The sequence below is a fragment of the Neorhizobium sp. S3-V5DH genome (assembly GCF_004343065.1).
GTDB lineage: Bacteria > Pseudomonadota > Alphaproteobacteria > Rhizobiales > Rhizobiaceae > Neorhizobium > Neorhizobium huautlense.
Genome location: NZ_SMCL01000005.1, coordinates 183,204 through 206,597, shown reverse-complemented (window position 1 = coordinate 206,597; position 23,394 = coordinate 183,204). Strand labels below are relative to the sequence as shown.

24 protein-coding genes are annotated in these 23,394 nt (G+C 59.2%); 17 read left to right on the top strand and 7 right to left on the bottom strand.

Annotated features, from left to right (window positions below; all coding sequences use genetic code 11):
• The first annotated feature begins 178 nt into the window (after positions 1–178).
• The 8 genes from EDE09_RS10825 to uxuA all read left to right on the top strand — a co-directional run bounded on the left by EDE09_RS10825 (position 179) and on the right by uxuA (position 7,505).
• Complete coding sequence (locus tag EDE09_RS10825) at positions 179–934, top strand: IclR family transcriptional regulator (RefSeq protein WP_112797827.1); 756 nt, start codon at positions 179–181, stop codon at positions 932–934.
• A gap of 84 nt (positions 935–1,018) precedes the next feature.
• Complete coding sequence (locus EDE09_RS10820; protein ID WP_112797825.1) at positions 1,019–1,273, top strand: WGR domain-containing protein; 255 nt, start codon at positions 1,019–1,021, stop codon at positions 1,271–1,273.
• 148 nt (positions 1,274–1,421) lie between these two features.
• Positions 1,422–2,162 carry a FadR/GntR family transcriptional regulator gene (locus EDE09_RS10815; protein ID WP_112797823.1) on the top strand — a complete coding sequence of 247 codons (741 nt, stop codon included), beginning with the start codon at positions 1,422–1,424 and terminating at the stop codon, positions 2,160–2,162.
• A gap of 39 nt (positions 2,163–2,201) precedes the next feature.
• Entirely contained in the window at positions 2,202–3,176 is a 975-nt protein-coding gene (locus EDE09_RS10810) for a sialic acid TRAP transporter substrate-binding protein SiaP (protein ID WP_132410353.1), read from the top strand.
• A 65-nt stretch (positions 3,177–3,241) separates the two neighbouring features.
• On the top strand, positions 3,242–3,814 hold the full coding sequence (locus EDE09_RS10805; protein WP_112797819.1) for a TRAP transporter small permease: 573 nt from the start codon (positions 3,242–3,244) through the stop codon (positions 3,812–3,814).
• A gap of 5 nt (positions 3,815–3,819) precedes the next feature.
• Positions 3,820–5,232 carry a TRAP transporter large permease gene (locus EDE09_RS10800; protein WP_132410351.1) on the top strand — a complete coding sequence of 471 codons (1,413 nt, stop codon included), beginning with the start codon at positions 3,820–3,822 and terminating at the stop codon, positions 5,230–5,232.
• Positions 5,233–5,241: 9 nt separating this feature from the next.
• Entirely contained in the window at positions 5,242–6,285 is a 1,044-nt protein-coding gene (locus EDE09_RS10795; RefSeq protein WP_112797815.1) for an L-idonate 5-dehydrogenase, read from the top strand.
• A 23-nt stretch (positions 6,286–6,308) separates the two neighbouring features.
• On the top strand, positions 6,309–7,505 hold the full coding sequence (gene uxuA / locus EDE09_RS10790) for a mannonate dehydratase (RefSeq protein WP_132410349.1): 1,197 nt from the start codon (positions 6,309–6,311) through the stop codon (positions 7,503–7,505).
• Between the two features lie 14 nt (positions 7,506–7,519).
• On the opposite strand, the gene EDE09_RS10785 is transcribed toward uxuA, so the two are convergent.
• A complete protein-coding gene (locus EDE09_RS10785) occupies positions 7,520–8,761 on the bottom strand; it encodes an ROK family transcriptional regulator (RefSeq protein WP_112797811.1) in 1,242 nt (413 codons plus the stop codon).
• A 307-nt stretch (positions 8,762–9,068) separates the two neighbouring features.
• Between EDE09_RS10785 and EDE09_RS10780 the strand changes: the two genes are divergently transcribed.
• The 8 genes from EDE09_RS10780 to EDE09_RS10745 all read left to right on the top strand — a co-directional run bounded on the left by EDE09_RS10780 (position 9,069) and on the right by EDE09_RS10745 (position 15,682).
• Entirely contained in the window at positions 9,069–10,094 is a 1,026-nt protein-coding gene (locus EDE09_RS10780; protein ID WP_105371152.1) for a sugar ABC transporter substrate-binding protein, read from the top strand.
• Between the two features lie 138 nt (positions 10,095–10,232).
• Positions 10,233–11,297 (top strand): ABC transporter permease, encoded by a 1,065-nt coding sequence (locus EDE09_RS10775; RefSeq protein WP_112797807.1) that lies wholly within the window; start codon positions 10,233–10,235, stop codon positions 11,295–11,297.
• A gap of 1 nt (position 11,298) precedes the next feature.
• Positions 11,299–12,078 carry an ATP-binding cassette domain-containing protein gene (locus EDE09_RS10770; protein ID WP_105371154.1) on the top strand — a complete coding sequence of 260 codons (780 nt, stop codon included), beginning with the start codon at positions 11,299–11,301 and terminating at the stop codon, positions 12,076–12,078.
• Positions 12,079–12,336: 258 nt separating this feature from the next.
• The gene (locus EDE09_RS10765) at positions 12,337–12,852 is read left to right on the top strand and encodes a hypothetical protein (protein WP_132410347.1); all 516 of its coding nucleotides are present in this window, start codon (positions 12,337–12,339) and stop codon (positions 12,850–12,852) included.
• Between the two features lie 87 nt (positions 12,853–12,939).
• The gene (locus EDE09_RS10760) at positions 12,940–13,242 is read left to right on the top strand and encodes a hypothetical protein (RefSeq protein ID WP_132410345.1); all 303 of its coding nucleotides are present in this window, start codon (positions 12,940–12,942) and stop codon (positions 13,240–13,242) included.
• Between the two features lie 152 nt (positions 13,243–13,394).
• Positions 13,395–14,168 (top strand): amino acid ABC transporter substrate-binding protein, encoded by a 774-nt coding sequence (locus tag EDE09_RS10755; protein WP_132410343.1) that lies wholly within the window; start codon positions 13,395–13,397, stop codon positions 14,166–14,168.
• A 75-nt stretch (positions 14,169–14,243) separates the two neighbouring features.
• On the top strand, positions 14,244–14,924 hold the full coding sequence (locus tag EDE09_RS10750) for an amino acid ABC transporter permease (RefSeq protein ID WP_132410341.1): 681 nt from the start codon (positions 14,244–14,246) through the stop codon (positions 14,922–14,924).
• Positions 14,921–15,682, top strand: coding sequence for an amino acid ABC transporter ATP-binding protein (locus EDE09_RS10745; RefSeq protein WP_132410339.1), 762 nt, complete (start codon positions 14,921–14,923; stop codon positions 15,680–15,682). Before EDE09_RS10750 ends, EDE09_RS10745 begins: the two co-directional genes overlap by 4 nt.
• A 74-nt stretch (positions 15,683–15,756) precedes the next feature.
• Here EDE09_RS10745 and EDE09_RS10740 read toward each other — a convergent pair whose 3' ends face one another.
• Both EDE09_RS10740 and EDE09_RS10735 read right to left on the bottom strand, forming a co-directional pair.
• Entirely contained in the window at positions 15,757–17,592 is a 1,836-nt protein-coding gene (locus EDE09_RS10740; RefSeq protein WP_132410337.1) for an ABC transporter ATP-binding protein, read from the bottom strand.
• Between the two features lie 32 nt (positions 17,593–17,624).
• Positions 17,625–18,821, bottom strand: a complete 1,197-nt coding sequence (locus EDE09_RS10735; protein ID WP_132410335.1) for an aminotransferase class V-fold PLP-dependent enzyme — start codon at positions 18,819–18,821, stop codon at positions 17,625–17,627.
• Between the two features lie 123 nt (positions 18,822–18,944).
• Here EDE09_RS10735 and EDE09_RS10730 point away from each other — a divergent pair, with 123 nt between their 5' ends.
• A complete protein-coding gene (locus tag EDE09_RS10730) occupies positions 18,945–19,754 on the top strand; it encodes an IclR family transcriptional regulator (RefSeq protein WP_245505121.1) in 810 nt (269 codons plus the stop codon).
• 9 nt (positions 19,755–19,763) lie between these two features.
• Here EDE09_RS10730 and EDE09_RS10725 read toward each other — a convergent pair whose 3' ends face one another.
• From EDE09_RS10725 to EDE09_RS10710, 4 genes are read right to left on the bottom strand one after another with little or no spacing between them, the layout of a single operon-like run.
• The gene (locus EDE09_RS10725; protein ID WP_132410331.1) at positions 19,764–20,276 is read right to left on the bottom strand and encodes a RidA family protein; all 513 of its coding nucleotides are present in this window, start codon (positions 20,274–20,276) and stop codon (positions 19,764–19,766) included.
• A 19-nt stretch (positions 20,277–20,295) separates the two neighbouring features.
• Complete coding sequence (locus tag EDE09_RS10720) at positions 20,296–21,504, bottom strand: amidohydrolase/deacetylase family metallohydrolase (RefSeq protein ID WP_132410329.1); 1,209 nt, start codon at positions 21,502–21,504, stop codon at positions 20,296–20,298.
• A complete protein-coding gene (locus EDE09_RS10715; protein ID WP_132410327.1) occupies positions 21,505–22,383 on the bottom strand; it encodes an ABC transporter permease in 879 nt (292 codons plus the stop codon).
• Positions 22,383–23,324, bottom strand: a complete 942-nt coding sequence (locus EDE09_RS10710) for an ABC transporter permease (RefSeq protein WP_162712288.1) — start codon at positions 23,322–23,324, stop codon at positions 22,383–22,385. The genes EDE09_RS10715 and EDE09_RS10710 overlap by 1 nt, the downstream gene beginning before the upstream one ends.
• Positions 23,325–23,394 lie beyond the last annotated feature (70 nt).

Below are 23,394 nucleotides of genomic sequence, written 5' to 3'. Positions count from 1 at the left end.
AATATCGAACAACTATTGTAACCGCTTTTGCAGCCTCCTGACGCTGTCACTCTATAAAACGCCCGTAAAAAAGCTAGGTTATCTTGGCCGCAGCGACCTCGAAGTGCGTTGAAGTCGGCTTGAGACAGTCGAAAAATAATCGGCTAAATGGAAAGGGAGGCACGGCAGGGATTCAATTATGCGGGAAACAGATTTCATCGGCGGCTTTGCGAAGGGCCTACGCGTGATCGAAGCTTTCGGGCAAACCCAGCCGCGTCTTTCGATCGCGGACGTTTCGAAGCTGACGGGGCTTGACCGTGCCACGGCGAGACGTTGTCTGCTGACGCTCTCCGAGCTCGGTTACGCAGATTACGATGGAAAGTTCTTTGCGTTGACGCCCAAGATCCTGAGGCTGGGGCATGCCTATCTGTCGGCGACCCCACTACCTCAAATCGTCCAGCCTTTTTTGGACAGGCTGGCCGAGGAAGTTCATCAGAGCGCATCGGCGAGCGTGCTGGACGGAACGGAAGTGGTCTATATCGCGCGTGCTTCCCAGCAGCGCGTCATGTCGATCAACCTGATGCCCGGCAGCCGTCTTCCGGCCTATTGTGCTTCAATGGGGCGGGTGTTGCTCGCGGCGCGTCCCGACGAGGAAGCGCGCCAGTTGCTCAACCGGACCACCCTCAAGGCCTTCACACCGCATACCAAGACCGACCCCGATCAGTTGATGGAAGAGATCGCTCGGGTCAGGGCGCAGGGTTTTGCAGTGATCGACCAGGAATTGGAGCTCGGCCTCTGCTCGATCGCAGTACCGCTGGAGAACGATCGAGGGCGCGTCGTTGCCGCCCTGAACATCGGCGCTCCAGCGGCAAGCGTCGCAGCGACCGAAATGGCGGCGCGCTTCCTTGCTCCTCTGAAGAGCATTGCCCGTTCTCTGCGCCCAGTCTTGCACTGATCCATCACGATCATGAATCGATCCGCCGCGATCGATTCAATCAAGTCGTTGGACGGCTGAATCGCGAGTTGCGATTCTGCTCCCATGACTGACGAACCGCTGCTTCTCACCCGTTGCGATGCCTCCCGTAACATGCATCGCTTTTATGCACTGAATGTGGATGCCGACCTCTTCCACGGTAGTGCCCTCACCCGTCACTGGGGCCGCATCGGCACCAAGGGGCGTTTTTGCATCCAGCTTTTCGGCTCCCGCCAGGAAGCAGAGCGTCAGCTCGCCCTTATTTTGCGCCGAAAACTACGCCGCGGCTACCAAGCGATGCCATCGAAGACAGGCATATAGCGGATATCAGCACCGCTCAAAGCTTCGTGCATATTGTTCTATGCATACCGTTGACATTTTTCGGACCGGGTATATAAAACGGAAAGACTGGTAAGGCCAGTTGACCAGTGGCGCGCGGGAGGAGCTCGAGCGCCCAGGGAGGACCTGAATGTTTTCGGTCATCGCACCGCGCCGCCTCTACAGGCAGGCCGCGGATCAAATGCGCACGCTTATCGAGCGGGGCCAATTTGCTGTCGGAGACCGGCTGCCTGCCGAGCGGGAGCTTGCGGAAATGTTGCGCGTTTCGCGTCCGACGGTCCGGGAAGCCCTGATTGTGCTCGAAGTGGAAGGCTTCGTAAACATCCGCATGGGTTCGGGCGTCTATGTCTGCCGCCGACAGGCGCCGCCCAACCCCATCCCGTCCGAAAATATCGAAGGCCCTTTCGAGTTGCTCAGGGCGCGTTCGATCGTTGAATGTGCTATCGCGGAAGAAGCAGCACGCGCAGCCCGGCCTGACCACATTGCCGCCCTCGATCAAAACCTGCGTGCTATGTCGGATGCATTGGACGATCGGCCGACCGCACTTGCCTTGGATCGCGGTTTCCATACGGCCGTGGCCTCCATCGTCTCGAACGCGACGCTGGAGCGGTTCGTGGGTGAAATCCATGACATGCGCATGACGCCCTATTTCGAAAAGCTCGCAGGCTATTTCGAGAACCGGGACACGTGGCATAGCGCGCTTGAAGAGCACCGAGCGATCCGGAATGCGATCGCAGCCGGCGATCCCGAGGGCGCCCGCGCAGCCATGCGAAACCATCTTGAACTGTCACAGCAGAGATTGTCGCAGAGTTTTGCGGAGGAGCAGGACAAGACCTCGCTCGCCAAACGGGGGCCGGCTGCAGCGCGCTAACGTGACAACATCATTTGACTTCAACTGGGAGGATAAGAAATGAAGTTCAAACTAACCGCAATCTTAGGTGCCACCGCCGCCATTCTGGCGTCGGCCTTGACCGCACAGGCGCAGACGGTGCTGAAATGGGCACATGTCTACGAAACCTCGGAGCCTTTCCATACGGAATCCGTCTGGGCGGCGGCAGAGATCAACAAGCGAACCAATGGCCGCTACAAGATCGACGTCTTCCCGGCCTCGCAGCTGGGCAAGGAAGCCGATATCAACCAGGGCCTCAAGCTCGGGACGGTCGACATGATCATCTCCGGCTCGAGCTTTGCAGCCCGTGAATATCCGCCGATCGGCGTCACCTATTTCCCCTATATCTTCCGCGATCCCGCCCATCTGATCACCTATACGAAGAGCGACGTCTTCAAGCGCCTTGCCGAGGGATACGAAAAGGCGTCCGGCAACCATATCACCGCGGTCACCTACTATGGGACGCGCCACACCACGTCTAACAAGCCGATTGCCAAATGCGCCGACATGAAGGGGCTGAAGATCCGCGTTCCGGATGTTCCGGCCTATCTCGCCATGCCGCGCGCCTGTGGCGCTAACACAACGCCGATCGCCTTTGCGGAAGTCTATCTCGCGCTGCAGAACGGTACGGTGGAAGCTCAGGAAAATCCGCTGACGACCATCGAGGCCAAGAAGTTCTATGAGGTGCAGAAGAACATCGTTCTGACAGGCCACATCGTCGACCACCTCAATACGGTCGTGTCCAAGAGCCGGTGGGCGAGCCTGTCCGACGAAGACAAGAAGATCTTTTCCGAAGTCATGGCGGAGGCCGCTGAACGCGGCACCAAGATCATCGACGAACGCGAAAAGGCACTGGTCGCCAAGTTCAAGGGCATGGGCATTGCGGTTACCGAAGTCGACAAGGCGGACTTCGAAAAGACCGTAATGGAAAAGGCCAAGATGGAAGACTTCGGTTACAAAAAAGAAGACTGGGAAGCCATCCGCGCCATCAAATAACAAGTGATGCCGCCGGCCTTGCGGATCGTAGGGCCGGCCTTTTCCCGCCATTGCCGGATTCCACAATGTCAAAAGAAATCCATAGCCCGATTACTGCAGAAGAGATCGCCCACACTTTCGAAGATACCGCACCAACGGCGCATGCCGCCGACTATGGCTTTGAAGATTGGCTGACGCTCATCGTCTTCTGGCTGATGACGGGCTGCGTATTCCTGCAGTTCTTCACTCGCTATGTCCTCAACGATTCCTATGCCTGGACCGAAGAGATCGCGATCAACTGCCTGATCGGCGTTGTCTTCCTCGGATCGGCGATGTGCGTGCGCGTCTCGCGCCATATTCAGGTGGACGTGCTCTATCATTATCTTCCCGCAGCATTTGCGCGGGTTTTATCGATCTTTGTCGATCTCGTTCGTATCGCCTTCTTCGCCTATGCCTGCTGGCTGATGTGGCGCTATGTGGAGATTGTCGCCCATGAGCGCATGGTGACGATCGACCTGCCCCGGAACATCGTCTTTTACAGCGTCCTGGCAGGCTTCGCTCTTATGCTCATCCGCTCCATCCAGGTTTTCGTCGGCAATCTGCGCCGCGGCTATTCCGTTCTCGAACGGCCTGAAATGTTCCAGAAGCTCGAGGACTGATCGCCATGTTGCTGCTCGTTGGTTCCTTCCTCGTTTTGATGCTCGTAGGCGTGCCCGTCGCCATCTCCATGGCGGTAGCCTCGGTCCTCTACCTTGTTCTCCACGGCGTTGCCCCCGACATCATCGCTGCGCAGCGAATGATTGCCGGCGTGGAAAGTTTCCCCCTGCTCGCCGTTCCCTTTTTCATCCTCGCCGGGAACCTGATGAATTCCGCCGGCGTCACCGGACGCATCTACTCCTTTGCCGTTGCTCTCGTCGGCTGGATGAGAGGCGGCCTGGCGCAGGTGAATATCATCGGTTCGGTCATCTTCTCCGGCATGTCCGGCACGGCACTCGCCGATGCGGCCGGCATCGGCACCATCGAAATCAAGGCGATGAAGGATCACGGCTATCCGGTGGAGGCGGCGGTCGGCGTAACAGCCGCTTCGGCAACGCTCGGACCGATCTTCCCGCCGTCGCTGCCCTTCGTCATCTATGGAATGATGGCGAATGTCTCGATCGGCGCCTTGTTCATGGCAGGCATCGTGCCGGGCGTCGTCATGACACTGCTGATGATGATCACAGTCGCCATCTTCGCTTATATCAAAAGCTGGGGTTCCGACACGCCTTTCAATCTTCGCCAGCTCGGATCGGCATCCCTGGAAGTCGTAATTGTCTTCGCTGTCCCACTGCTGATCTACCTGCTGATGTCTGCAGGCCTCTCGATGAATCTGGCGGTCGGCATCGCGCTGGTCGTTCTGCTTGCCCTTGACTGGTATTTCGACTTTTCGGCCGTTCTGGCGCTGATGACGCCGGTTATCCTGATCGGCGGCATGACCATGGGCTGGTTTACGCCAACGGAAGCGGCGGTTGCAGCGGTTCTGTGGTCACTGTTCCTCGGCCTCGTGCGTTATCGAACCATGACGCTGTCCACTTTGGCTCGCGCCACATTTGATACCATCGAGACGACCGCCTCGGTTTTGTTCATCGTCACGGCCGCGTCAATTTTCGCCTGGCTCCTGACGGTCAGCCAAGCGGCTCAAATGCTCTCCGGCGCGATCCTGACAATCACCGACAACAAGTGGGTTTTCCTGATCCTCGTCAACCTCCTGATGCTTTTCGTGGGCTGTTTCCTCGACACGATCGCTGCAATCACCATTCTGGTGCCGATCCTGCTTCCTCTGGTACTCCAGTTCGACATAGATCCGGTGCATTTCGGTCTGATCATGACGCTCAACCTGATGATCGGGCTCCTGCACCCACCGCTTGGCATGGTGCTTTTCGTGTTGTCGCGCGTTGCCAAACTGTCGGTGGAGCGTACGACGATGGCGATCCTGCCTTGGCTCGTGCCGTTGTTCATCGCACTCATCCTGATCACCTTCGTTCCGGCGATCACGCTCTGGCTGCCGACGGAATTCGGCCTTATCCGCGGCAATTGAGGAACTGACATGCGGACACGTTTCGCACGGCTGTATGGCGAACGCGATCTACGCATCGAAGAGGGGCCGTTTCCGGCTCCTCGCGAAGGCGAAGTCTTGTTGAGGATGGCGGCAGGCGGCATCTGCGGCTCCGATCTCCACTATTACCAGGATGGCGGCTTCGGCCCTGTCCGGGTGCGAGAACCGATCATCCCCGGGCACGAGGCGGCGGGATATGTGGAGACCCTGGGGCCGGGTGTTTCCGGCGTTGAAGTCGGCGCCCTGGTATCGGTCAATCCAAGTCGACCCTGCGGGCATTGTCGCTTCTGCAAAGAGGGGCTGCCGATCCACTGCCTCGAGATGCAGTTCATGGGGAGCGCCATGCGTCTTCCCCATGCGCAGGGCATGTTCCGCGACTATCTGGTCGTGCCGGCTCTCCAATGCCATCCCGCGGGCAAGATCGTGAGCGCTGGCGAGGCTGCCTGCGCCGAACCCCTTGCGGTCTGCCTCCACGCGGTCACGCAGGCGGGAGACTTATCCGGGAAGAGAGTGCTCGTGACTGGCGCCGGGCCAATCGGAGCACTGGTCGTAGCGGCGGCGCGTCAGGCCGGCGCTACAGAGATCGTCGTGACCGATCTCCTGGATGCGGCCCTGGAGCGCGCGTCTGCCATGGGCGCCAGCAGCACCATCAATGTCATGAAAAACCTAGCGGAACTGACCGTCTACGAAAAGGACAAGGGACAGTTCGACATAGCCTTCGAATGCTCGGCTGCGGCGCCGGCGATTCGGAGTGCAATCGCCACGGTCAAGCCTCGTGGCTTGATCGTTCAGGTGGGCGTTACCGGTGATACAGTTGTTCCTCTCAATGCGCTTGTCGGCAAGGAATTGCGTTGGATCGGCTCTCAACGGTTCGATAGGGAATTTTCGACTGCCGTCGATCTCATTTCCAGCCGCAGGATCGACGTGCGGCCGATCATCTCCCACACTTTCCCGATTACCCAAGCGCTCGCCGCCTTCGAACAGGCCGGGGACCGTTCCACCGCCTGCAAGGTGCAACTTACATTTCTGGCCTGAAAAGGCCCTCCGAGGACATTCCGATGAGACATACATGGCGGTGGTTCGGTCCGATCGACAAGGTAGGCGTAGAGGACGCCGCCCAGGCCGGGGCACAGGGGATTGTCAGTGCACTTCATCACATTCCGACCGGCGAAGTCTGGCCGATGGAGGAGATTGGCAAGCGTCATGATGAAATCAGAGCCGGAGGCCTGGTCTGGGATGTGGTCGAGAGCGTCCCTATCTCCGAAAGCATCAAGACCCAGACCGGCGACTGGCGCAGTCATATCGCAAACTGGCAGGAGACGCTCAGGCGTCTGTCGGCCTCGGGCATCCGCACTGTGTGCTATAACTTCATGCCGGTGCTCGACTGGACCCGCACGGATTTGCGCTGGACGGCACGCCACGGCGCCAAGGCCATGCGCTTCGACCTCATCGATTTTGTCGCCTTCGACCTTCATCTCCTGAAGCGCCCCGGCGCTGCCGAAGACTACGAGGAGGCCATTCGGGAAAAGGCAGCAGTCCGATTTGCGCAAATGCCCGACGAGCGGCGCACGGCACTCTCGAAGAACATCGGCGCAGGGCTTCCTGGCTCGGCAGACGGCTATACGCTGCCGCAACTGCTCGAGCTTTTGCAGACCTATTCCGGCATCACACGCGAAAAACTGCAGCAACATCTCGTCGACTTCCTGTCGGAAGTCACGCCGGTGGCCGAGCGTGTCGGTATCAATATCTGTGCGCATCCGGACGACCCACCGTGGGCATTGCTCGGCTTGCCACGCATTCTCTCCAGTGAAGAGGACTACCTTCATATGCTGGCGGCTGTCGATAGCCCGGCAAATGGGGTGACTTTCTGCACGGGTTCGCTTGGCGCGCGAGCCTCCAATGACTTACCCGCGATGGTGAGGCGTCTCGCGCCGCGCATTCACTTCGTCCACCTGCGCAACGTTCATCGCGAAGAGGAAGGCACCCGCTGCTCGTTTTTCGAAGACGAACATCTTGAGGGTGATACGGACATGGTCGCGGTCATCGCCGAACTGCTCGCCGAAGAGAAGCGCCGCAAGGCGCAAGGCCGCTCCGATCACCAGATACCGATGCGCCCGGACCACGGACAGGAAATTCTCGATGACCTCAAGCGCGGCGCCCAGCCGGGCTATCCTGCCATCGGCCGGCTGAAAGGGCTTGCCGAACTGCGCGGTATCGAACGCGCGCTATCCCACAGAACATATGGGCTTCCGTGATCTCGCAAGCGGATTTACAGTGACGGCGCGCCGCTCACTTCCTTGAACAAAACGCTCTGGTCGGTGAGATATTTGGCAAAGATCGGCAGGCTGGCTCCGCCGATCGCCCTTGCCTGCGAGCCGACTTTGCCTTCGACGATATCCGGAATGATCACGCCCTGTAGGTCCAGTCTGCCAACCGCATCTATAGTGGCGCTGACAATCCGTTTGCGGACCCAGCCGGGGAAACCGCCATCGATTACCGCTGCGCCAAAATCGATGATCGAGGCTGCCGCTATGATCGCCTGCGCCAGCGCGTCCGCCGTCTGCTGAATCCAAAGATCCAGAGGTTCTCCAAAATCGACCCAGCCGTCCGCAGAATACCAGAGCGGCTGCGGATCGATGCCTCGTTCATGCAAGAGGTTTTCCAGTACGAAAATAGAGGCGATATCAAGCAGCTGGCGCGTTTCGCCCGCCTTGCCGCGAACGGGCAAGGGCCCGACCGCACCCGCCGTTCCGGTACGGCCGGAAAAAATCGCAGAATTGAGAACGATACCGCCGCCGATAAACGACCCGATAAAAAAGTACACGAAATCCGGATAGGCCGGGCCGACGCCGAAGACGAGTTCTGCACCACAAGCGCTTGTCGCGTCGTTTTGCAGGTAAACGGCGTGCCGTACACGGCTGGCAATTTCGCCCTGCAGATCGAAGCTGCGCCAGACGTCCATCGCCCCCTCCGGAGCGCCTACCTCGTCTGCCCAGTTCCATAGCTCGAATGGCGCGGCGACGCCGATTCCGGCGATGCGGCCACGCTCTGCCTCGTCCATCTGCGATTCGATACGCTCGATACCCGAAATGATGATGTCCAGGATTTTCGCCGGCTGCGGATAGGCATAGGTCTCATGATACTGCCGTCTTATTTTGCCCATGAAGTCCATGAGCACCAGGTCGGCGCTGCGGCGGCCGATCTTCACTCCGAAGGAATAGACGGCATCAGGGTTGAGCCGCATCGGCACCGAGGGCTGGCCTACCCGACCGCGTACCGGCTCTCCGCGCAAAAGCAGCCCGTCCTTTTCCAAAGACCGCATGATCACGGAAACGGTCTGCGCCGACAACCCGCTCCGCCTGGTGATGTCGGCCTTGGACATCGAGCCGTTCAGACGCACCAATGAAAGAACCAGCCTTTCATTATAGGCTCTGACACGCACCTGGTTGGCGCCGCCGGTAAGGTTGCCCGGCAGCGCTTGGACCTGACCCGCGCCATCTGAAACCGTCATCGGCTTTCCTCCCAGATCATCGGCCACCGCGAATTACCTCAGATTTCGAAATATCCGCGCGGACATTGATCAAAATTTCTGGTTGTCGCACCCCCGGAATTCCCGGGCCGTGAATCTCCTCCGCTGCGGACTATCGCACGGTGGATAAATAATTCAATCGGAATTAATTATTGACAGGTCCTTTTTATTTGTTCTTAATTGTCGATGTAAGAGTGCAGGACGGGCTGGAGGAGACACCCTGTCAAACTTGGCGCCTGCGCCGCTCATCGGTCCGCGTGACGGACAGCGTTAACTCTGGGAGGAGACCATGAAGAAATCCGTACTTTCCGCCGCATTCGGCGCACTTGCCCTCGGCGTAGCCTTTTCTGCACCTGCTCATGCGGCTGATGTTTCCGCCTGCCTGATCACCAAGACCGACACCAATCCCTTCTTCGTCAAGATGAAGGAAGGCGCCACCGCTAAGGCCAAGGAACTCGGCGTTACCCTGAAATCCTATGCAGGCAAGATCGATGGCGACAGCGAAAGCCAGGTGGCCGCTATCGAAAGCTGCATCGCCGATGGCGCCAAGGGCATCCTGATCACCGCTTCCGATACCAAGGGTATCGTCTCCTCGGTGAAGAAAGCGCGTGACGCAGGCCTCCTCGTGATCGCGCTCGACACCCCGCTCGATCCAGCTGATGCCGCAGACGCAACCTTCGCAACCGACAATCTGCTCGCCGGCAAGCTCATTGGCCAGTGGGCCAAGGAAACGCTCGGCGACAAGGCCAAGGAGGCCAAGGTGGGCTTTCTCGACCTGACGCCGTCGCAGCCGACCGTCGACGTTTTGCGCGACCAGGGCTTCATGATGGGCTTCGGTATCGATCCCAAGGACCCGAACAAGATCGGCGACGAAAACGATCCGCGGATCGTCGGTCATGACGTGACCAACGGCAACGAAGAAGGCGGCCGCAAGGCGATGGAAAACCTTCTCCAGAAGGATCCGAGCATCAACGTCATTCACACGATCAATGAACCGGCAGCCGTGGGTGCCTACCAGGCTCTCAAGGCGGTCGGCATGGAAAAGAACGTCCTGATCGTCTCGGTCGACGGCGGTTGCCCCGGCGTCAAGTCGGTCAAGGAAGGCGTTATCGGCGCCACCTCGCAGCAGTATCCGCTGCTGATGGCCTCCCTCGGCATCGAAGCGATCAAGAAGTTCGCCGACACCAAGGAAAAGCCGAAGCCGACTGAAGGCAAGTCCTTCTTCGATACCGGCGTCTCGCTGGTGACCGACAAGCCTGTGTCCGGTGTCAAGTCGATCGACACCAAGGAAGGCACGGCCAAGTGCTGGGGCTAACCCGCATACTATAGGCAACCCGGCCGGGGACTTGATCCCCGGCCGCTTTGAACCGACGATGGCCGTTATCCGACCGACGGAAGAGCGGGGTGAAGGGTAGAGCTTCTGCGCGCCCGGCGCGTAGGCCGAGGAGGAAACATGACTGAAGCACAGGAATTCGAACGAGTTCTTGACGAGAGCGACAAGAACGTCGCCTCTTTCGAGCACAGCGACATTTCGTTTCTCAAACGAGCACAGCACTTTCTGCATTCGACGCCTGCGGCAGTGCCGCTGATCGTCCTGGTGCTGGCAATCATCATCTTCGGCTTGACGATCGGCGGGCGGTTCTTCTCGTCCTATACGCTGACGCTCATTCTCCAGCAGATTGCCATCGTCGGCATTCTCGGGGCTGCGCAGACGCTCGTCATTCTGACGGCCGGCATCGATCTCTCGATCGGCGTCATCATGGTTTTTTCCGCCGTTATCATGGGCAATTGCGCAATCACCTACGGAATTCCCACTCCCATCGCGATTGCGATCGGCATGGGGACCGGAGGGCTTTGCGGCCTGCTGAACGGCTTCCTCGTCGCCTTTATGAAGCTGCCGCCGTTTATCGTGACGCTCGGCACCTGGAGTATCGTCATGGCGACGAACTTCATCTATTCGGCAAATGAAACCATTCGCGATGCCGATGTCGACGCCCAGGCTCCTCTGCTGCATCTATTCGCTGTCAGTTTCAGACTTGGTACCGCCGTACTGACGCTGGGCGTCATTGCCATGGTCCTGCTTGTTCTGGCGCTCTGGTATATTCTCAATCACACGGCCTGGGGCAGGCATGTCTATGCCGTTGGCGATGACCCCGAAGCGGCAAAGCTTTCCGGTATCCAGACCAAACGTGTCCTTCTCGCGGTCTATACGATCTCCGGCGTGATCGCGGCCTTCGCGGCCTGGGTATCTATCGGCCGCAATGGATCCATCTCGCCGTCGGCTGCGGTCACCGACTATAACCTTCAGGCGATCACCGCGACTGTGATCGGCGGTATCTCCCTCTTCGGCGGGCGTGGCTCCATCCTGGGCACCTTGTTTGGCGCAATGATCGTCGGCGTGGTCTCGATGGGATTGAATATGCTCGGAGCCGATCCGCAGTGGAAGGTTCTTTTGACCGGTGTTCTCATCATCGCCGCCGTTGCGGTCGACCAGTGGATCAGAAAGGTGTCGGTGTAACATGGCAATCGAACCCATTCTTTCGGCTCGCGGCCTCGTCAAGCGTTACGGACGGGTCACCGCACTCGACTATGCTGATTTCGATCTCTACCCGGGCGAAATTCTTGCCGTAATCGGCGACAACGGCGCCGGAAAGTCATCGTTGATCAAGGCCATATCCGGCGCGGTCACGCCGGACGAAGGGGAAATCAGGCTTGAGGGCCAGCAGGTCCAGTTCAAGTCGCCGATGGAAGCGCGTGAAGCCGGCATCGAAACGGTCTACCAGAACCTCGCGCTCTCTCCGGCCCTTTCAATCGCCGACAACATGTTCCTCGGCCGCGAAATCCGCAAACCCGGCGTTCTCGGCAGCTGGTTTCGCATGCTCGATCGTCCGGCGATGGAAAAGCGGGCGCGCGACAAACTTTCCGAGTTGGGGTTGATGACGATCCAGAACATCAACCAGGCGGTCGAAACGCTGTCGGGCGGTCAACGGCAAGGTGTCGCCGTCGCGCGGGCCGCGGCCTTTGGCTCCAAGGTTGTCATCATGGATGAGCCAACCGCTGCACTTGGGGTAAAGGAAAGCCGCAAGGTCCTCGAACTTATCCTCGACGTCCGGTCGCGCGGTCTGCCGATCGTGCTGATTTCCCACAATATGCCGCATGTCTTCGAAGTTGCCGACCGCATCCACATCCATCGCCTCGGCAAACGGCTGACCGTCATCAATCCGAAGGAATACACAATGTCGGATGCGGTCGCTTTCATGACAGGTGCAAAGGCACCGGCAGAACCCGTCGCAGCCTGATCGACAAGGGGAGCCCCGGCAAACAAGCCAGGTCTCCCTCGCATATCACTCGGCTCTAGATGCGGCGTTCGGCCAACGATATTCAGCGTCCGCTCTGGAAACGCGTAGCGGTCCGCCCTTTACCCTTGTCACCGTTATTCGCCCCTGCTTTCGCTTTGCGGCCTGAAGCAGGCGGGAGGAAAGATTTCCGATCCTCGGCAATGAAAGGCGGAACAAGGGACGACGAGGCGAATTTATCTGGCAACCAAGGAGCGCACCATGCCAGATAATTCGAAAATTTCGCCAGCCGTTGAATCTATGAAGAAGGAACAAGCTCGGCAACTCTCAAACGAGAGCAAGGGTGAACTGGACAAGGCGCTTGAGGATACCTTTCCGGGTTCCGACCCCATGTCGACAGTCACCAGTACTGCCGCCACAGGAGGCCCCTCGACTTCTTCGGCAGAGGACATAAGGCAAAGCAGCAAGGCTTCGGTCGTACGCAGAAATGATTTGTTGCTGACGGAGGCTCCACGGGTCGACGAGGCGCTCGACGCCATCGATAGACGCGACGGCAACAATCCGGATACCTGGACGCTGGAAGAGCTTCACGCGATGCGCTCCGAGATATCCCGGATGCGGGAATCGCTTCTTGAGGTCGGCAGCGCATCGGGACGTCTCGCAAAAGCGGGTGTGTCATCTCTCAAAGAAGATGCGGAAAGACGGATCCGCGAGCGTCCCTTTGCCTCGGTGGGCATTGCGGCGCTGCTTGGCTATTTCTGGGGCCTCACGAGATGACGGCGCGAAGCTTCAAATCTCGTGAGGTCGAGCAGGCGACAAGGTGCGGGCTGATTTCCAAACCTGTGGCGGCGGCCAGAGCCTGAAATGTACCTCGTTCAGATCCTCCTGCCGCTGACCGCTCCGGCCGATCGCATGAGGCTGCACCAGTTCGACACGGTCAAACAGCAGTTGACTGCCAAGTTTGGGGGAATGACATTTTACCGAAGCGCTCCGGCCGAAGGTCTCTGGCAGGAATCCGGTGACGTCGAAAAAGACCTGATCGTGACGGCGGAAATCATGGCTGCCGAACTTGAGCAGGACTGGTGGGCTCAATATCGCAAGCGGCTTGAGAAGGACTTCGCCCAGAAGGAAATCGTCGTGCGGGCGTTTAAAATCGAGCGGCTTTGACAACCGTCAGGGCGGCGCGTCGGCCGACGGGTACCGCCAGCGAATGAGAAAAATATTCGCATTTGCTCGATTTCTTTGCAGTTTTGTTCGGCCTCAAACGCGGACGTTTTCTGTAATTGATGCGCCAGTGCCCCGCTCGAAAGGATGACGAGATGAATTGGTTGAAAGCTATAGCAGCCGCAATGTTTCTTCAGGTAACTGCGCTCGCCCCCGCAAGTGCTGGCGAAAATCTGGCCGCGGTCAAATCGGCCGGCACCTTGAAGATCGGCACCGAAGGCACTTATGCGCCTTTCACCTTTCACGATGCTTCCGGCAAGCTCGTCGGCTTCGACGTCGAGATCGGCGAAGCAATCGCGGCCAAGCTTGGCGTCAAAGCCGAATTCATCGAAGGCAAATGGGATGGCCTGATCGCCGGCCTCGACGCCAAGCGGTACGATACCGTGATCAATCAGGTCGGAATTACTGAGGCGCGGAAGCAGAAATACGACTTTTCCGATCCTTACATCGCGTCGAAAGCCGTTCTGATCGTTCGCCAGGACAATGACGAGATCAAAGGCTTTGCCGATCTCAAGGGCAAAAAAGCCGCCCAGTCCCTGACAAGCAATTTCGGCAAACTGGCAGAACAGTCCGGCGCCGAACTTGTCGGAACCGAAGGGTTTGACCAGTCTATCCAACTGGTGCTGACCCGACGGGCCGATGCGACGATCAACGACAGCCTGTCCTTCCTCGACTTCAAAAAGCAAAAGCCGGATGCGCCCGTCAAGATCGCCGCCGAGCAGAACAACGCGGAATATTCCGGGATTATCATCCGCAAGGGCGAACCGGAATTGCTGCAGGCCATCAACAAGGCTCTCGCGGATATCAAGGCCGATGGGACCTATGAGAAGATCGCCCAGAAATATTTTGGGCAAGACGTCTCCAAATAAGGCGCTCAAGCCCGATTTGGACTGAAGACCCGACGTCCGGCGAAATGCCGGACGTCTCATTTTACGAGGATCACCGTGCCACACTGGCTCCAATTGATGGCAGATTCGCTGCCGACCCTGCTTTGGGCCGGTATCAAATTCACCATTCCCTTGACCCTGTTATCCTTCCTTTTCGGTCTTGTCCTCGGATTGATGACTGCTATCGCACGCCTGTTTGCCCCGCTGCCGCTTGCGATGGTCGCGCGTTTCTATGTCTGGGTCATTCGCGGCACGCCGCTTCTGGTGCAGCTCTTCGTCATCTTCTATGGATTGCCGAGCATGGGCATTCTGCTCGATGCCTTCCCGGCAGCCTTGATCGGCTTCACGCTCAATATCGGCGCATACAGTTCCGAGATTATTCGCGCGGTGATCTCTTCAGTCCCGAAAGGTCAATGGGAAGCTGCCTATTCGATCGGTATGAGCTGGCGCCAGGCGATGACCCGCACCATTCTTCCCCAGGCAGCGCGCGTTGCCGTCCCGCCCCTATCCAACACTTTCATTTCGCTTGTGAAAGACACGTCCCTTGCCGCCGCCATCACCGTTCCGGAACTCTTTCAGGCGGCACAAAGGATCGTCGCGACCACCTATGAACCCCTCATCCTCTACATCGAAGCCGCAATGATCTATCTTGTACTGAGTTCGTTCCTCTCGGCCCTGCAGGTAAGGCTCGAGCGGCGTTTCGCTCGTTACGGCGGCATGTTGGAGGCGAATGCATGATCAAGCTTTCGAACCTCGAAAAACGCTTCGGCGCTGCTGTTATCCTCAGTGATATCAGCATCGACATTCCCGAAGGCAGCGTCACCGCGTTGGTGGGGCCATCCGGCGGCGGCAAAAGCACGCTTTTGCGCTGCATCAACCTGCTCGAGATCCCGAGTGCCGGCACGATCCGCCTGGGCGAGGCAGAACTCTCATTTTCACCGGATAAAAAAATCGGCTGGAACGACATCCGGATGATCCGCGGCCAGACCGGCATGGTTTTCCAGAATTTCCAGCTGTTTCCGCACCGCACCGCGATCGAGAACGTCATGGAGGGATTGACGACAGTTCTTAGATGGCCCCGCCAGAAGGCGCAGGCGCGTGCCATGGAACTCCTCGAGAAAGTGGGAATGGCGCACAAGGCCGAGGCTTGGCCCGCGACACTTTCCGGCGGGCAGCAGCAACGCGTCGCGATCGCACGTGCCCTGGCGCCCTCGCCCCGTGTCCTGCTCTGCGACGAACCGACGTCGGCGCTCGATCCGGAGCTTGCCGCGGAAGTCGTCGAAGTGCTGGCCAAACTTGCTCGCGAGGGAACGACGATGGTCATGGCCACCCATGATCTCCGGCTTGCCTCCAGGATCGCCCGCGACGTCGTCTTCCTGGAAGCGGGCCGTATTGTCGAAGCCGGCAATGCGCAGGCTCTCTTCAACGCGCCACAGCGGGAAAGAACAAGGCAGTTCCTGTCGACAATCTCTGCAGCGCATTCACAGGGCGCCTAGAAAACGGCTTGCGCCGATTTCGCAGCATCTGCGCTGCCCGCTGCAGCCTGAACTTGCGAGCTTGAACGAGCACCTCAAGCGGCAGCAACAAAATGTCCCGGTGAGACCTCGCGATAGGCGCGCGGCGCAACGACAAAGTCAGGCGGTCTGATCGGGCTTTTCAGCTCCTCGCTCGCCGGCATCCGTCTTTCACTGCGGCGATCCGGGTCCGGAACGGGGACGGCCGCTATCAGCTTCCTGGTATAGTCGTGCTGTGGGTTGCCGAACACAGTTTCGCGCGGTCCGATCTCAACGATTTCTCCGAGATACATCACCGCCACCCGATGACTGACACGCTCCACCACGGCCATGTCGTGGGAGATGAACAGGAAGGCCAGATTAAGGCTCTCCTGAAGGTCCAACATCAAATTGATGACCTGCGCCTTGATCGAGACGTCGAGGGCAGAGACACTCTCATCGGCGATGATAACCTTCGGTTCCAGCGCCAGAGCCCGCGCGATACAGATGCGCTGGCGCTGCCCACCCGAGAACTCATGGGGATAGCGGCTCGCCATGTCGGGTGTCAGGCCGACCTTGCGCAGCATCTCGGAGACGACCTGTTTCGCATCCCGTGCCGAGCCCATTTTGTGTTCGAGATAGGGTTCCGCGATCGCCTGGCCGACGGTCATGCGCGGATTGAGGGAAGCGAAAGGGTCTTGGAAGATCATCTGCACGGACTTGCGCATCTCGCGCATTTGGCGCTTGTCGAGCGAGAGCACATCGCGGTCTTCGACCATCACCGAGCCCGAATCCGGTTCGATCAACCGCATGATGGCACGGCCGGTGGTGGACTTGCCGCAGCCAGATTCGCCCACCAGCGACAAGGTCTCCCCTGCAAAAAGATCAAAAGACACGTTTTCGACGGCATGGACTCTACCGCTCAGGCGGCCAAACAGGCCGGAATGAATGTCGAAGCGCTTGGTGAGGTTCTTTACTTGGAGGATCGGCTTATCCTTCGCAACCGTATCGGGCACCTCGGCCGGAACATTCGATTCACCCGTTTCCATATTAACGACCGGAAAGCGCAGCGGCCGATCGAAGCCCCGCATCGACCCAAGCACCGGCACGGCGGACAGAAGCGCACGCGTGTAAGGGTGCCGGCCACGATGAAAGATATCGGTCGTCTTGCCCGTTTCCACCTGCTCGCCGCGATACATGACGACGGTGCGGTCGGCGATCTCTGCCACCACGCCCATGTCGTGCGTGATGAACAGGACGGAGGTGCCCTCCTCTTCCTGAAGTATCTTGATGAGGTCGAGGATCTGGCCCTGGATCGTTACATCGAGCGCTGTGGTCGGTTCGTCGGCGATAAGCAATCTCGGCTTCGACGCCAAGGCCATAGCGATCATGACCCGCTGGCGCATGCCTCCGGAAAGCCGGTGCGGATATTCGTCGAAACGGGAGGCCGCCGAGGGAATGCGGACTTTTTCCAGGAGCCGAATTGTCTCCGCCTTCGCCTCCCCCGCCGACAGGGCCTTATGGCACAATAGCGCCTCGGAAATTTGGTCTCCCACCGTAAAAAGCGGATTAAGGCTCGTCATCGGTTCCTGAAAGATCATCGAAATGTCGTTGCCGCGGACCCGGCGCATGTCCTTTTCAGGCAGCGTAAGGAGGTCACGCCCACCGAACATGATCCTGCCATCGATGCGGCTGGTGTCCGCCTGCAGAAGCCGCATGATCGAAAGCGACGTTACGCTTTTTCCCGAGCCTGACTCACCGACGATCGCTACGGTTTCACCAGGTGCGACGGAAAACGAGACATCGCGTACGACCGAGTTCCATTCGCCGTCGACCAGAAATGATGTGGTCAGGTTCTCGACGGACAGAACCGGTTCGACGGCTTCCATGATTATTGCTTCCGCAGCGTTCATCGTCGTTTCCCTCTTTCCTTCCGTCGGCGCGATTAGTCGGGCCAGTTGAGCAAGCCGTCGAAACGATGGCGGCTCAGGTTCTCGATCGGTGTGGCTATGACTTCATTTGAAGCCCTGGCCTTGTCGAGCTCCTCCTTCAGACGGCTCGCGACGATGACCTCCTGACCGGGATGCAGATTGCAGGGGTCGAGGTAGAAATAATGATGCTCCACCTCATGATCGCGCACGATGATCGGCGGGCTGCCGTTGCGGAGGGCAGCCGCGAGGTCCCAAGCGGTTATATGCGCCTCCGGCGGAGAAATGATCACCCGCATGCGGTCGAGCGGGTTGTTGGTGGGGTCCGGTTCGATCAAAGCCGTTACCCCCGGGCGCCCACTCAGAGTCTCCTTCCAAAGGTTAAGATAGCTGGTCTCCCGCTCTCGGATTCCGGCATGATCTCGCGTCTCCCAAGCCTCCAGCGCGGCCATCACGCCGTAGATGCTTTCCTTGCCGACCTTCATGCCGCGACCGATGCCCATATTCTGCAAGAACGCATGGCGGACATGCTCCTTCGTGCCGGCCACGATGCCGGAGGTCGGGCCTCCCAGGAATTTATGGCCCGAATAGAGAACCACATCGGCACCTTGGGCGAGGAACAGCTTGAGATCATATTCGGAAGCCGCATCGACAATGACCGGCACACCTCTGGCATGGGCAATTTCGACGAATTCGCTCAAATGCAGCAAACCGTAGTCGACGACGTGGTGGGAGACGACATAAACAGCGGCGGCCGTCTTTTCGTTGATGGCGTTTTCCATATGAAAACGGTGCGTTGAGGTCGCCTGTCCGATCAGCACCACCTTGCCGCCGGCCAGCCGGATCGCCTGGTCCACCGGCGCTCCGTAGCTCACCACGTGCCCCATCTGAACGATGACTTCGTTCTTTTCAGGCGTGACATCCGGAAGTCTCTCAATAGCGAGCAGATTGCTGCCGGTGATGCAACCTGCCACCGCCAGGCTGATACCCGACGAGCAGGAAGCCGTGACGAACCCCGCCTCCCCGCCCGTCAATCGGGATATCACCGCGCTTGCCTTCCGCTGCAGGTCGTTGATCTCCACGAATTGCGGCAGGATCGCCGCCATCGCGTCGATCGCCTGCGGCACCACGATCGACGCACCGAGGCTTGTCATTGTGCCGGACACATTGATCACCGGACGCAGACCGATCTGGGCGCGGATATCATCGGACATTCTATCTCTCCAAAGTAGCGGCAGGCTGCGATTTGTCATCGACAGTTATGCCATAGTAATGTAATAGCCTCTCAAATCGAGAAGAGGACTGTTGAATTGGACGCAAAGACTTCATCCGCAGCTATCCCCGAAGACGCGGTCGCCACCGAGGATGCCAATGACGTCAAGAGCAGCCGTCGTTCGCGCGTCAGCGGCATAGATCGGGCGCTGCAGGTCATCGACCACCTCTACGAAACGGGGGCGCCGGCGGGGGCTTACGCGATCGCCAAGGCGATCAAGGCGCCGCTTTCCACCGTCTACGTGATCATTGACGATCTTGTTGAAAAGAACATGCTGGCACGCAATCTCGACGGCACGATCTGGCTCGGGGCTCGGCTTTACCATTACGGACTGGCTTACGCCCGCTCGCTTGATTTCATGAGCGTCGCGACACACGAAATGCACGATCTCTGCCGCCAGGCGGGAGAAACCGTGCAGGTCTGCGGCCGCGACGGCGACTATATGCTGGTGCTTGCCATGGCCGATGGCCCCAGCCATTTTCAGGTGGCCTCCCGCGTCGGCACGCGCGTTCCCTTGAACTGGACCGCTTCCGGCCGCCTGCTCGTCGGGCATTTGCCCGAGGCGGAGCGGATCGAGCTTTTCAAGCGATGCGCGCGCACCTCGCCCACCGGTCGTGCCGAAGTGGATGCCCTTACGCTCGCCGACTCGGCCGGCAAGGCATTCAGGGAGCGCCTTTCGATCCAGGTCGCGGAATCCGATTATGCCGTGGCCTGCATTGCCTCGCCGATCTGCGACAGGGATGGTCAGTGCATCGCAACCATCTCGATCGTGCTGCCTGAGCAGAAGGTCTTTTCCGACGAGAACCATTACACGGAGCAGGTTCGCGCCTCGGCTGAGCGGATCGAGAAGCTGATGGGCTGGCGAAACCATTGACCGCTGCTCCTAATCGCGCAATGCGACGATCGCTTCGATCTCGACGGTGATGTTATTGGGAAGCGAACCGAAACCGACGGCGGAACGGGCATGCTGGCCGGCTTCGCCGAAGACGGTGATGAGCAGGTCTGAGCAGCCGTTGATGACGCTCGGGTGATCTTCGAAATCCGGCACGGCGTTGACCATGCCGAGCAATTTGACCACACGTTTCACCCGCGACAGATCGCCGAGCGCCTCATGCATGACGGCAAGCAGGTTGATGCCGACCAACCGGGCATGCTGATAGGCGAGCTCCACATCCACGTCGGCACCGACCTTGCCGGAATAGAGATGGCCATTTGCTTCGCGAGGTCCCTGGCCGGAGAGATAGAGCAGATTGCCTTCCTGCACATGCGTCACGAAATTGGCGATCGGCGGCGGCGACGGCGGAAGCTGGATGCCGAGTTGAGCCAGGCGCTCATACGGCGATTGCGCCGCGGAGGCGGCCTTTGCTGGGGACGTGTTCACGCGAACTCCTGTCATGCAATTTTGTATTGATCGCTCACCGCCACGAGTAGCCGTGGCTGTGGCGAACGAGCTTGCGAGCCCGCGGGATGTAGCGACTGGCGGCGATAGCCTCCGCACCGATGACGGCGTATCGCGGCTCAAACAGTTTCTGGAGGCGCGAGACGTCGCCATTGGAATCGGTCGCTTCCAGATCGGCATCGACGAGATCAAAGATGGTGAAATCGGCCCGTTCCCCGACCGAAAGCCGGTTTTCCATTGAGAGCTTGATGACGGACGCGGGCGCATGGGTCACGGCTTCGACAACCTTTTCGAAGGGCATGCCGACCGACAGGAGCTTCGACATGGTGGTCGCCAGATCCCAGACCGGGAAATTCATCGAATGACCATGCAGGTCCGTCGAAATCGAGAAGGGCAGCAGTCCGCGCTGGATCGCCGCTTCCGCGACCTTGAAGGAGAAGGACGCGCCGCCATGGCCGATGTCCAGTCGAATTCCTTCGGAGGCGCAGCGTTCGGCGAGATTGAAAAGATCCTCGTCCTCCATAATGCTCGAACCGGCCTTGCCGTTGAAGCAGTGGGTGACGACGTCTCCCGGACCCAGGATTTCCAGTACTTCGTCATAGAGCGCCGGCGGTTCACCGACATGCACCATCATCGGAACCTTGAGGATCTTGGCGATCTTCTTGCCGAGCTTGACGGGCGTAACACCCCAGGAGCCGGTAATGACATGGCTGGCGCGCACCTTGATGCCAACGATATGCTCGCTGTTTTCCGCATAACATTCCAGAATCCTATCAAGGTCGATGTCCTTGATGTCGCGCAGTTCCGGAACGCGGTTGCAGGCGACGAGACCGATCGAGCCGAGGTTCAGGAAGGCTTTGATGCGCTCCCTAGAGGGCTCGATGATGTATTCGCGAAAGCCGTGGAAATTGGCTTCGCCGGCCGATCCCGCATCGACCAGCGTCGTCACGCCGCGCTCGGCGCCACATTCGGACGGCCGGATCGAAATGTCGGTGCCGCCGTGCCAGATATGCACGTGCAGATCCACCCAGCCCGGCGAAATCCAGGCGCCTTTGCCATCTATGCGGATCGCATCCGCAGGTGCGGCGAGCGAGGGGCCGATCGCGGAAATCTTGCCATCCTTGCCAACAAGAATATCCGTCGCGTCGGCAGGCATCACATCGCCGAAGGCCATCGGCTTTACATTGGTGAGGAGGAGCGGTTTTTCCGCTTTTTCACCGGTCATTTAGAGGTCCTTTCGAAGTCTGGGATCGAGCATGTCTCTGAGGCCGTCGCCCACCATTTGCAGCGACAACACGCACAGGATGATGGCGAGGCCCGGGAAATAGGTCATCCAGTCGGCTTGGCCGATATATTGGCGGCCGGCGGAAATCATCGTTCCCCAAGTGGGGATTTCGGGGCTAACGCCGAGTCCGAGGAAGGAAAGGCCCGCCTCGGCAAGCATGGCGCTGGCAAACAGGAAGGTTCCCTGAACCAGGATCGGCGACACGAGGTTGCGCAGCACATGCCGTGTCATGATGTGGAAGGTCGAAATCCCGAGTGCCTTGGCTGCTTCCACATAGGGCAGTTCGCGTATGACCAATGTCGAGGCGCGGACAACGCGGGCGAGACGCGGGGCGTAGACGATGGCAAGCGCGAGAATGACCGTCACCAGCGATGGGCCAAGGGCTGCCACGAGTGCAATCGCCAGCAAGATGTCCGGAAAGGCCATCATCGCGTCGATCAGCCGCGCGATCGGCGTGTCGAGTTTCTGGAAGAAACCGGCAAGCAGACCGAGCGTCACCCCGATCGCCGCGGAAAGCACGACGACGGCAAATCCAACCAAGAGCGATAGCCGCCCCGCATGAATGGTGCGCGAAAAGATATCGCGACCGAACTCGTCGGTGCCGAACCAGTAGAGCTCGCCCGGCGGCTTCAGGCGGTTGACGATCGAAAGCTTGGAGGGCGAAAAGGGCGCAACCCAGGGCGCAAGAACCGCAAGCAGAACGAAGACCGTCAGCACAACAAGGCCGATGGCGACCGTCTTGCGCTTCAGCAAGCGGCGAAGGAACCGTGACTTTTCGCCGAGGGCCGGCGCCGAATTGGTGGTCGCGACATCGGCCATCAGTAGCGCACCCTCGGATCGATCAGAAGATAGAGCATATCGATTGCAAAATTGATGAGGACATAAAGGCCAGCGATGACGAGCAATGCCCCCTGGATGACGGGGTAGTCGCGGCGAAGCACGGCGGATACGACAAGGTTGCCGACACCCGGCAGCCCGAACACGGTTTCCGTCACTACCGCGCCGGAAATCAGCACGGCCGCCGTCAATCCGATGACGGTCAGGATCGGAATGAGCGCGTTTTTCAGCGCGTGCTTCAGCACCACACGCCGCTCCGACAAGCCTTTGGCACGGGCAGTACGGACATAGTCGTCACTGAAAACGTCGAGCATGGAAGCGCGGGTGAACCGCAAGATCAGCGCCGAGGAAACCACGCCCAGCGCCAGTGCCGGTAACGTGAGATGGTACATCCTCTCCAGGAAACCCGCGCCCGGACCGCCATATCCGGAGACCGGAAAGATATTCAGCCTGACGGCAAAGAACTGCATGAGGATGAGCCCTAGCCAGAAGCTCGGAATGCTGGCGGCGAGCATCGCCACGGTAGTGGCCGCCTGATCCACGAAAGAGCCGCGCCGATAGGCGGCATAGATGCCGACGGGCAGAGCGATGACGCTCGCGATCGCCAGCGAGAAGATCGTCAGGAAGAAAGTCGGTTCGGCGCGATCCATGAGCGCGGCGCCAACCGGCATGTTGAGGAATATGGACTGGCCGAGATCACCTTTCAGAAGTTGCCCGACATAAAAGACATACTGGACCACGATGGACTGGTCGAGACCGAGCCTTGTCCTCAATTCCGCGATGTCCTGCGGGGTCGCGTCCGGGCCGAGCATCACGGCTGCAGGGTCGCCCGGCGTAACACGCACGATCACGAAGACGATCGTTACGACCAGGAACATCACGACGATCATGCCGGCCAGGCGCTGTAGGATGTAACGTATCATGGTAAAGGTTCCCGTGTCCGCAGCCGGACAGGACGAGTGGTGGATGCCGGCCTTGGCCTGGCATCCACCC

Excerpts from the sequence above, each read along its gene's own strand:
- EDE09_RS10725 (WP_132410331.1), bottom strand. The coding sequence starts at position 20,276 with ATGACAGGAGTTCGCGTGAACACGTCCCCAGCAAAGGCCGCCTCCGCG.
- EDE09_RS10775 (WP_112797807.1), top strand. The coding sequence starts at position 10,233 with ATGACTGAAGCACAGGAATTCGAACGAGTTCTTGACGAGAGCGACAAG.
- EDE09_RS10770 (WP_105371154.1), top strand. The coding sequence starts at position 11,299 with ATGGCAATCGAACCCATTCTTTCGGCTCGCGGCCTCGTCAAGCGTTAC.
- EDE09_RS10745 (WP_132410339.1), top strand. The coding sequence starts at position 14,921 with ATGATCAAGCTTTCGAACCTCGAAAAACGCTTCGGCGCTGCTGTTATC.
- EDE09_RS10815 (WP_112797823.1), top strand. The coding sequence starts at position 1,422 with ATGTTTTCGGTCATCGCACCGCGCCGCCTCTACAGGCAGGCCGCGGAT.
- EDE09_RS10800 (WP_132410351.1), top strand. The coding sequence starts at position 3,820 with ATGTTGCTGCTCGTTGGTTCCTTCCTCGTTTTGATGCTCGTAGGCGTG.
- EDE09_RS10820 (WP_112797825.1), top strand. The coding sequence starts at position 1,019 with ATGACTGACGAACCGCTGCTTCTCACCCGTTGCGATGCCTCCCGTAAC.
- EDE09_RS10715 (WP_132410327.1), bottom strand. The coding sequence starts at position 22,383 with ATGGCCGATGTCGCGACCACCAATTCGGCGCCGGCCCTCGGCGAAAAG.
- uxuA (WP_132410349.1), top strand. The coding sequence starts at position 6,309 with ATGAGACATACATGGCGGTGGTTCGGTCCGATCGACAAGGTAGGCGTA.
- EDE09_RS10805 (WP_112797819.1), top strand. The coding sequence starts at position 3,242 with ATGTCAAAAGAAATCCATAGCCCGATTACTGCAGAAGAGATCGCCCAC.
- EDE09_RS10780 (WP_105371152.1), top strand. The coding sequence starts at position 9,069 with ATGAAGAAATCCGTACTTTCCGCCGCATTCGGCGCACTTGCCCTCGGC.
- EDE09_RS10825 (WP_112797827.1), top strand. The coding sequence starts at position 179 with ATGCGGGAAACAGATTTCATCGGCGGCTTTGCGAAGGGCCTACGCGTG.
- EDE09_RS10735 (WP_132410335.1), bottom strand. The coding sequence starts at position 18,821 with ATGTCCGATGATATCCGCGCCCAGATCGGTCTGCGTCCGGTGATCAAT.
- EDE09_RS10710 (WP_162712288.1), bottom strand. The coding sequence starts at position 23,324 with ATGATACGTTACATCCTACAGCGCCTGGCCGGCATGATCGTCGTGATG.
- EDE09_RS10765 (WP_132410347.1), top strand. The coding sequence starts at position 12,337 with ATGCCAGATAATTCGAAAATTTCGCCAGCCGTTGAATCTATGAAGAAG.
- EDE09_RS10740 (WP_132410337.1), bottom strand. The coding sequence starts at position 17,592 with ATGAACGCTGCGGAAGCAATAATCATGGAAGCCGTCGAACCGGTTCTG.
- EDE09_RS10795 (WP_112797815.1), top strand. The coding sequence starts at position 5,242 with ATGCGGACACGTTTCGCACGGCTGTATGGCGAACGCGATCTACGCATC.
- EDE09_RS10755 (WP_132410343.1), top strand. The coding sequence starts at position 13,395 with ATGAATTGGTTGAAAGCTATAGCAGCCGCAATGTTTCTTCAGGTAACT.
- EDE09_RS10810 (WP_132410353.1), top strand. The coding sequence starts at position 2,202 with ATGAAGTTCAAACTAACCGCAATCTTAGGTGCCACCGCCGCCATTCTG.
- EDE09_RS10720 (WP_132410329.1), bottom strand. The coding sequence starts at position 21,504 with ATGACCGGTGAAAAAGCGGAAAAACCGCTCCTCCTCACCAATGTAAAG.
- EDE09_RS10760 (WP_132410345.1), top strand. The coding sequence starts at position 12,940 with ATGTACCTCGTTCAGATCCTCCTGCCGCTGACCGCTCCGGCCGATCGC.
- EDE09_RS10785 (WP_112797811.1), bottom strand. The coding sequence starts at position 8,761 with ATGACGGTTTCAGATGGCGCGGGTCAGGTCCAAGCGCTGCCGGGCAAC.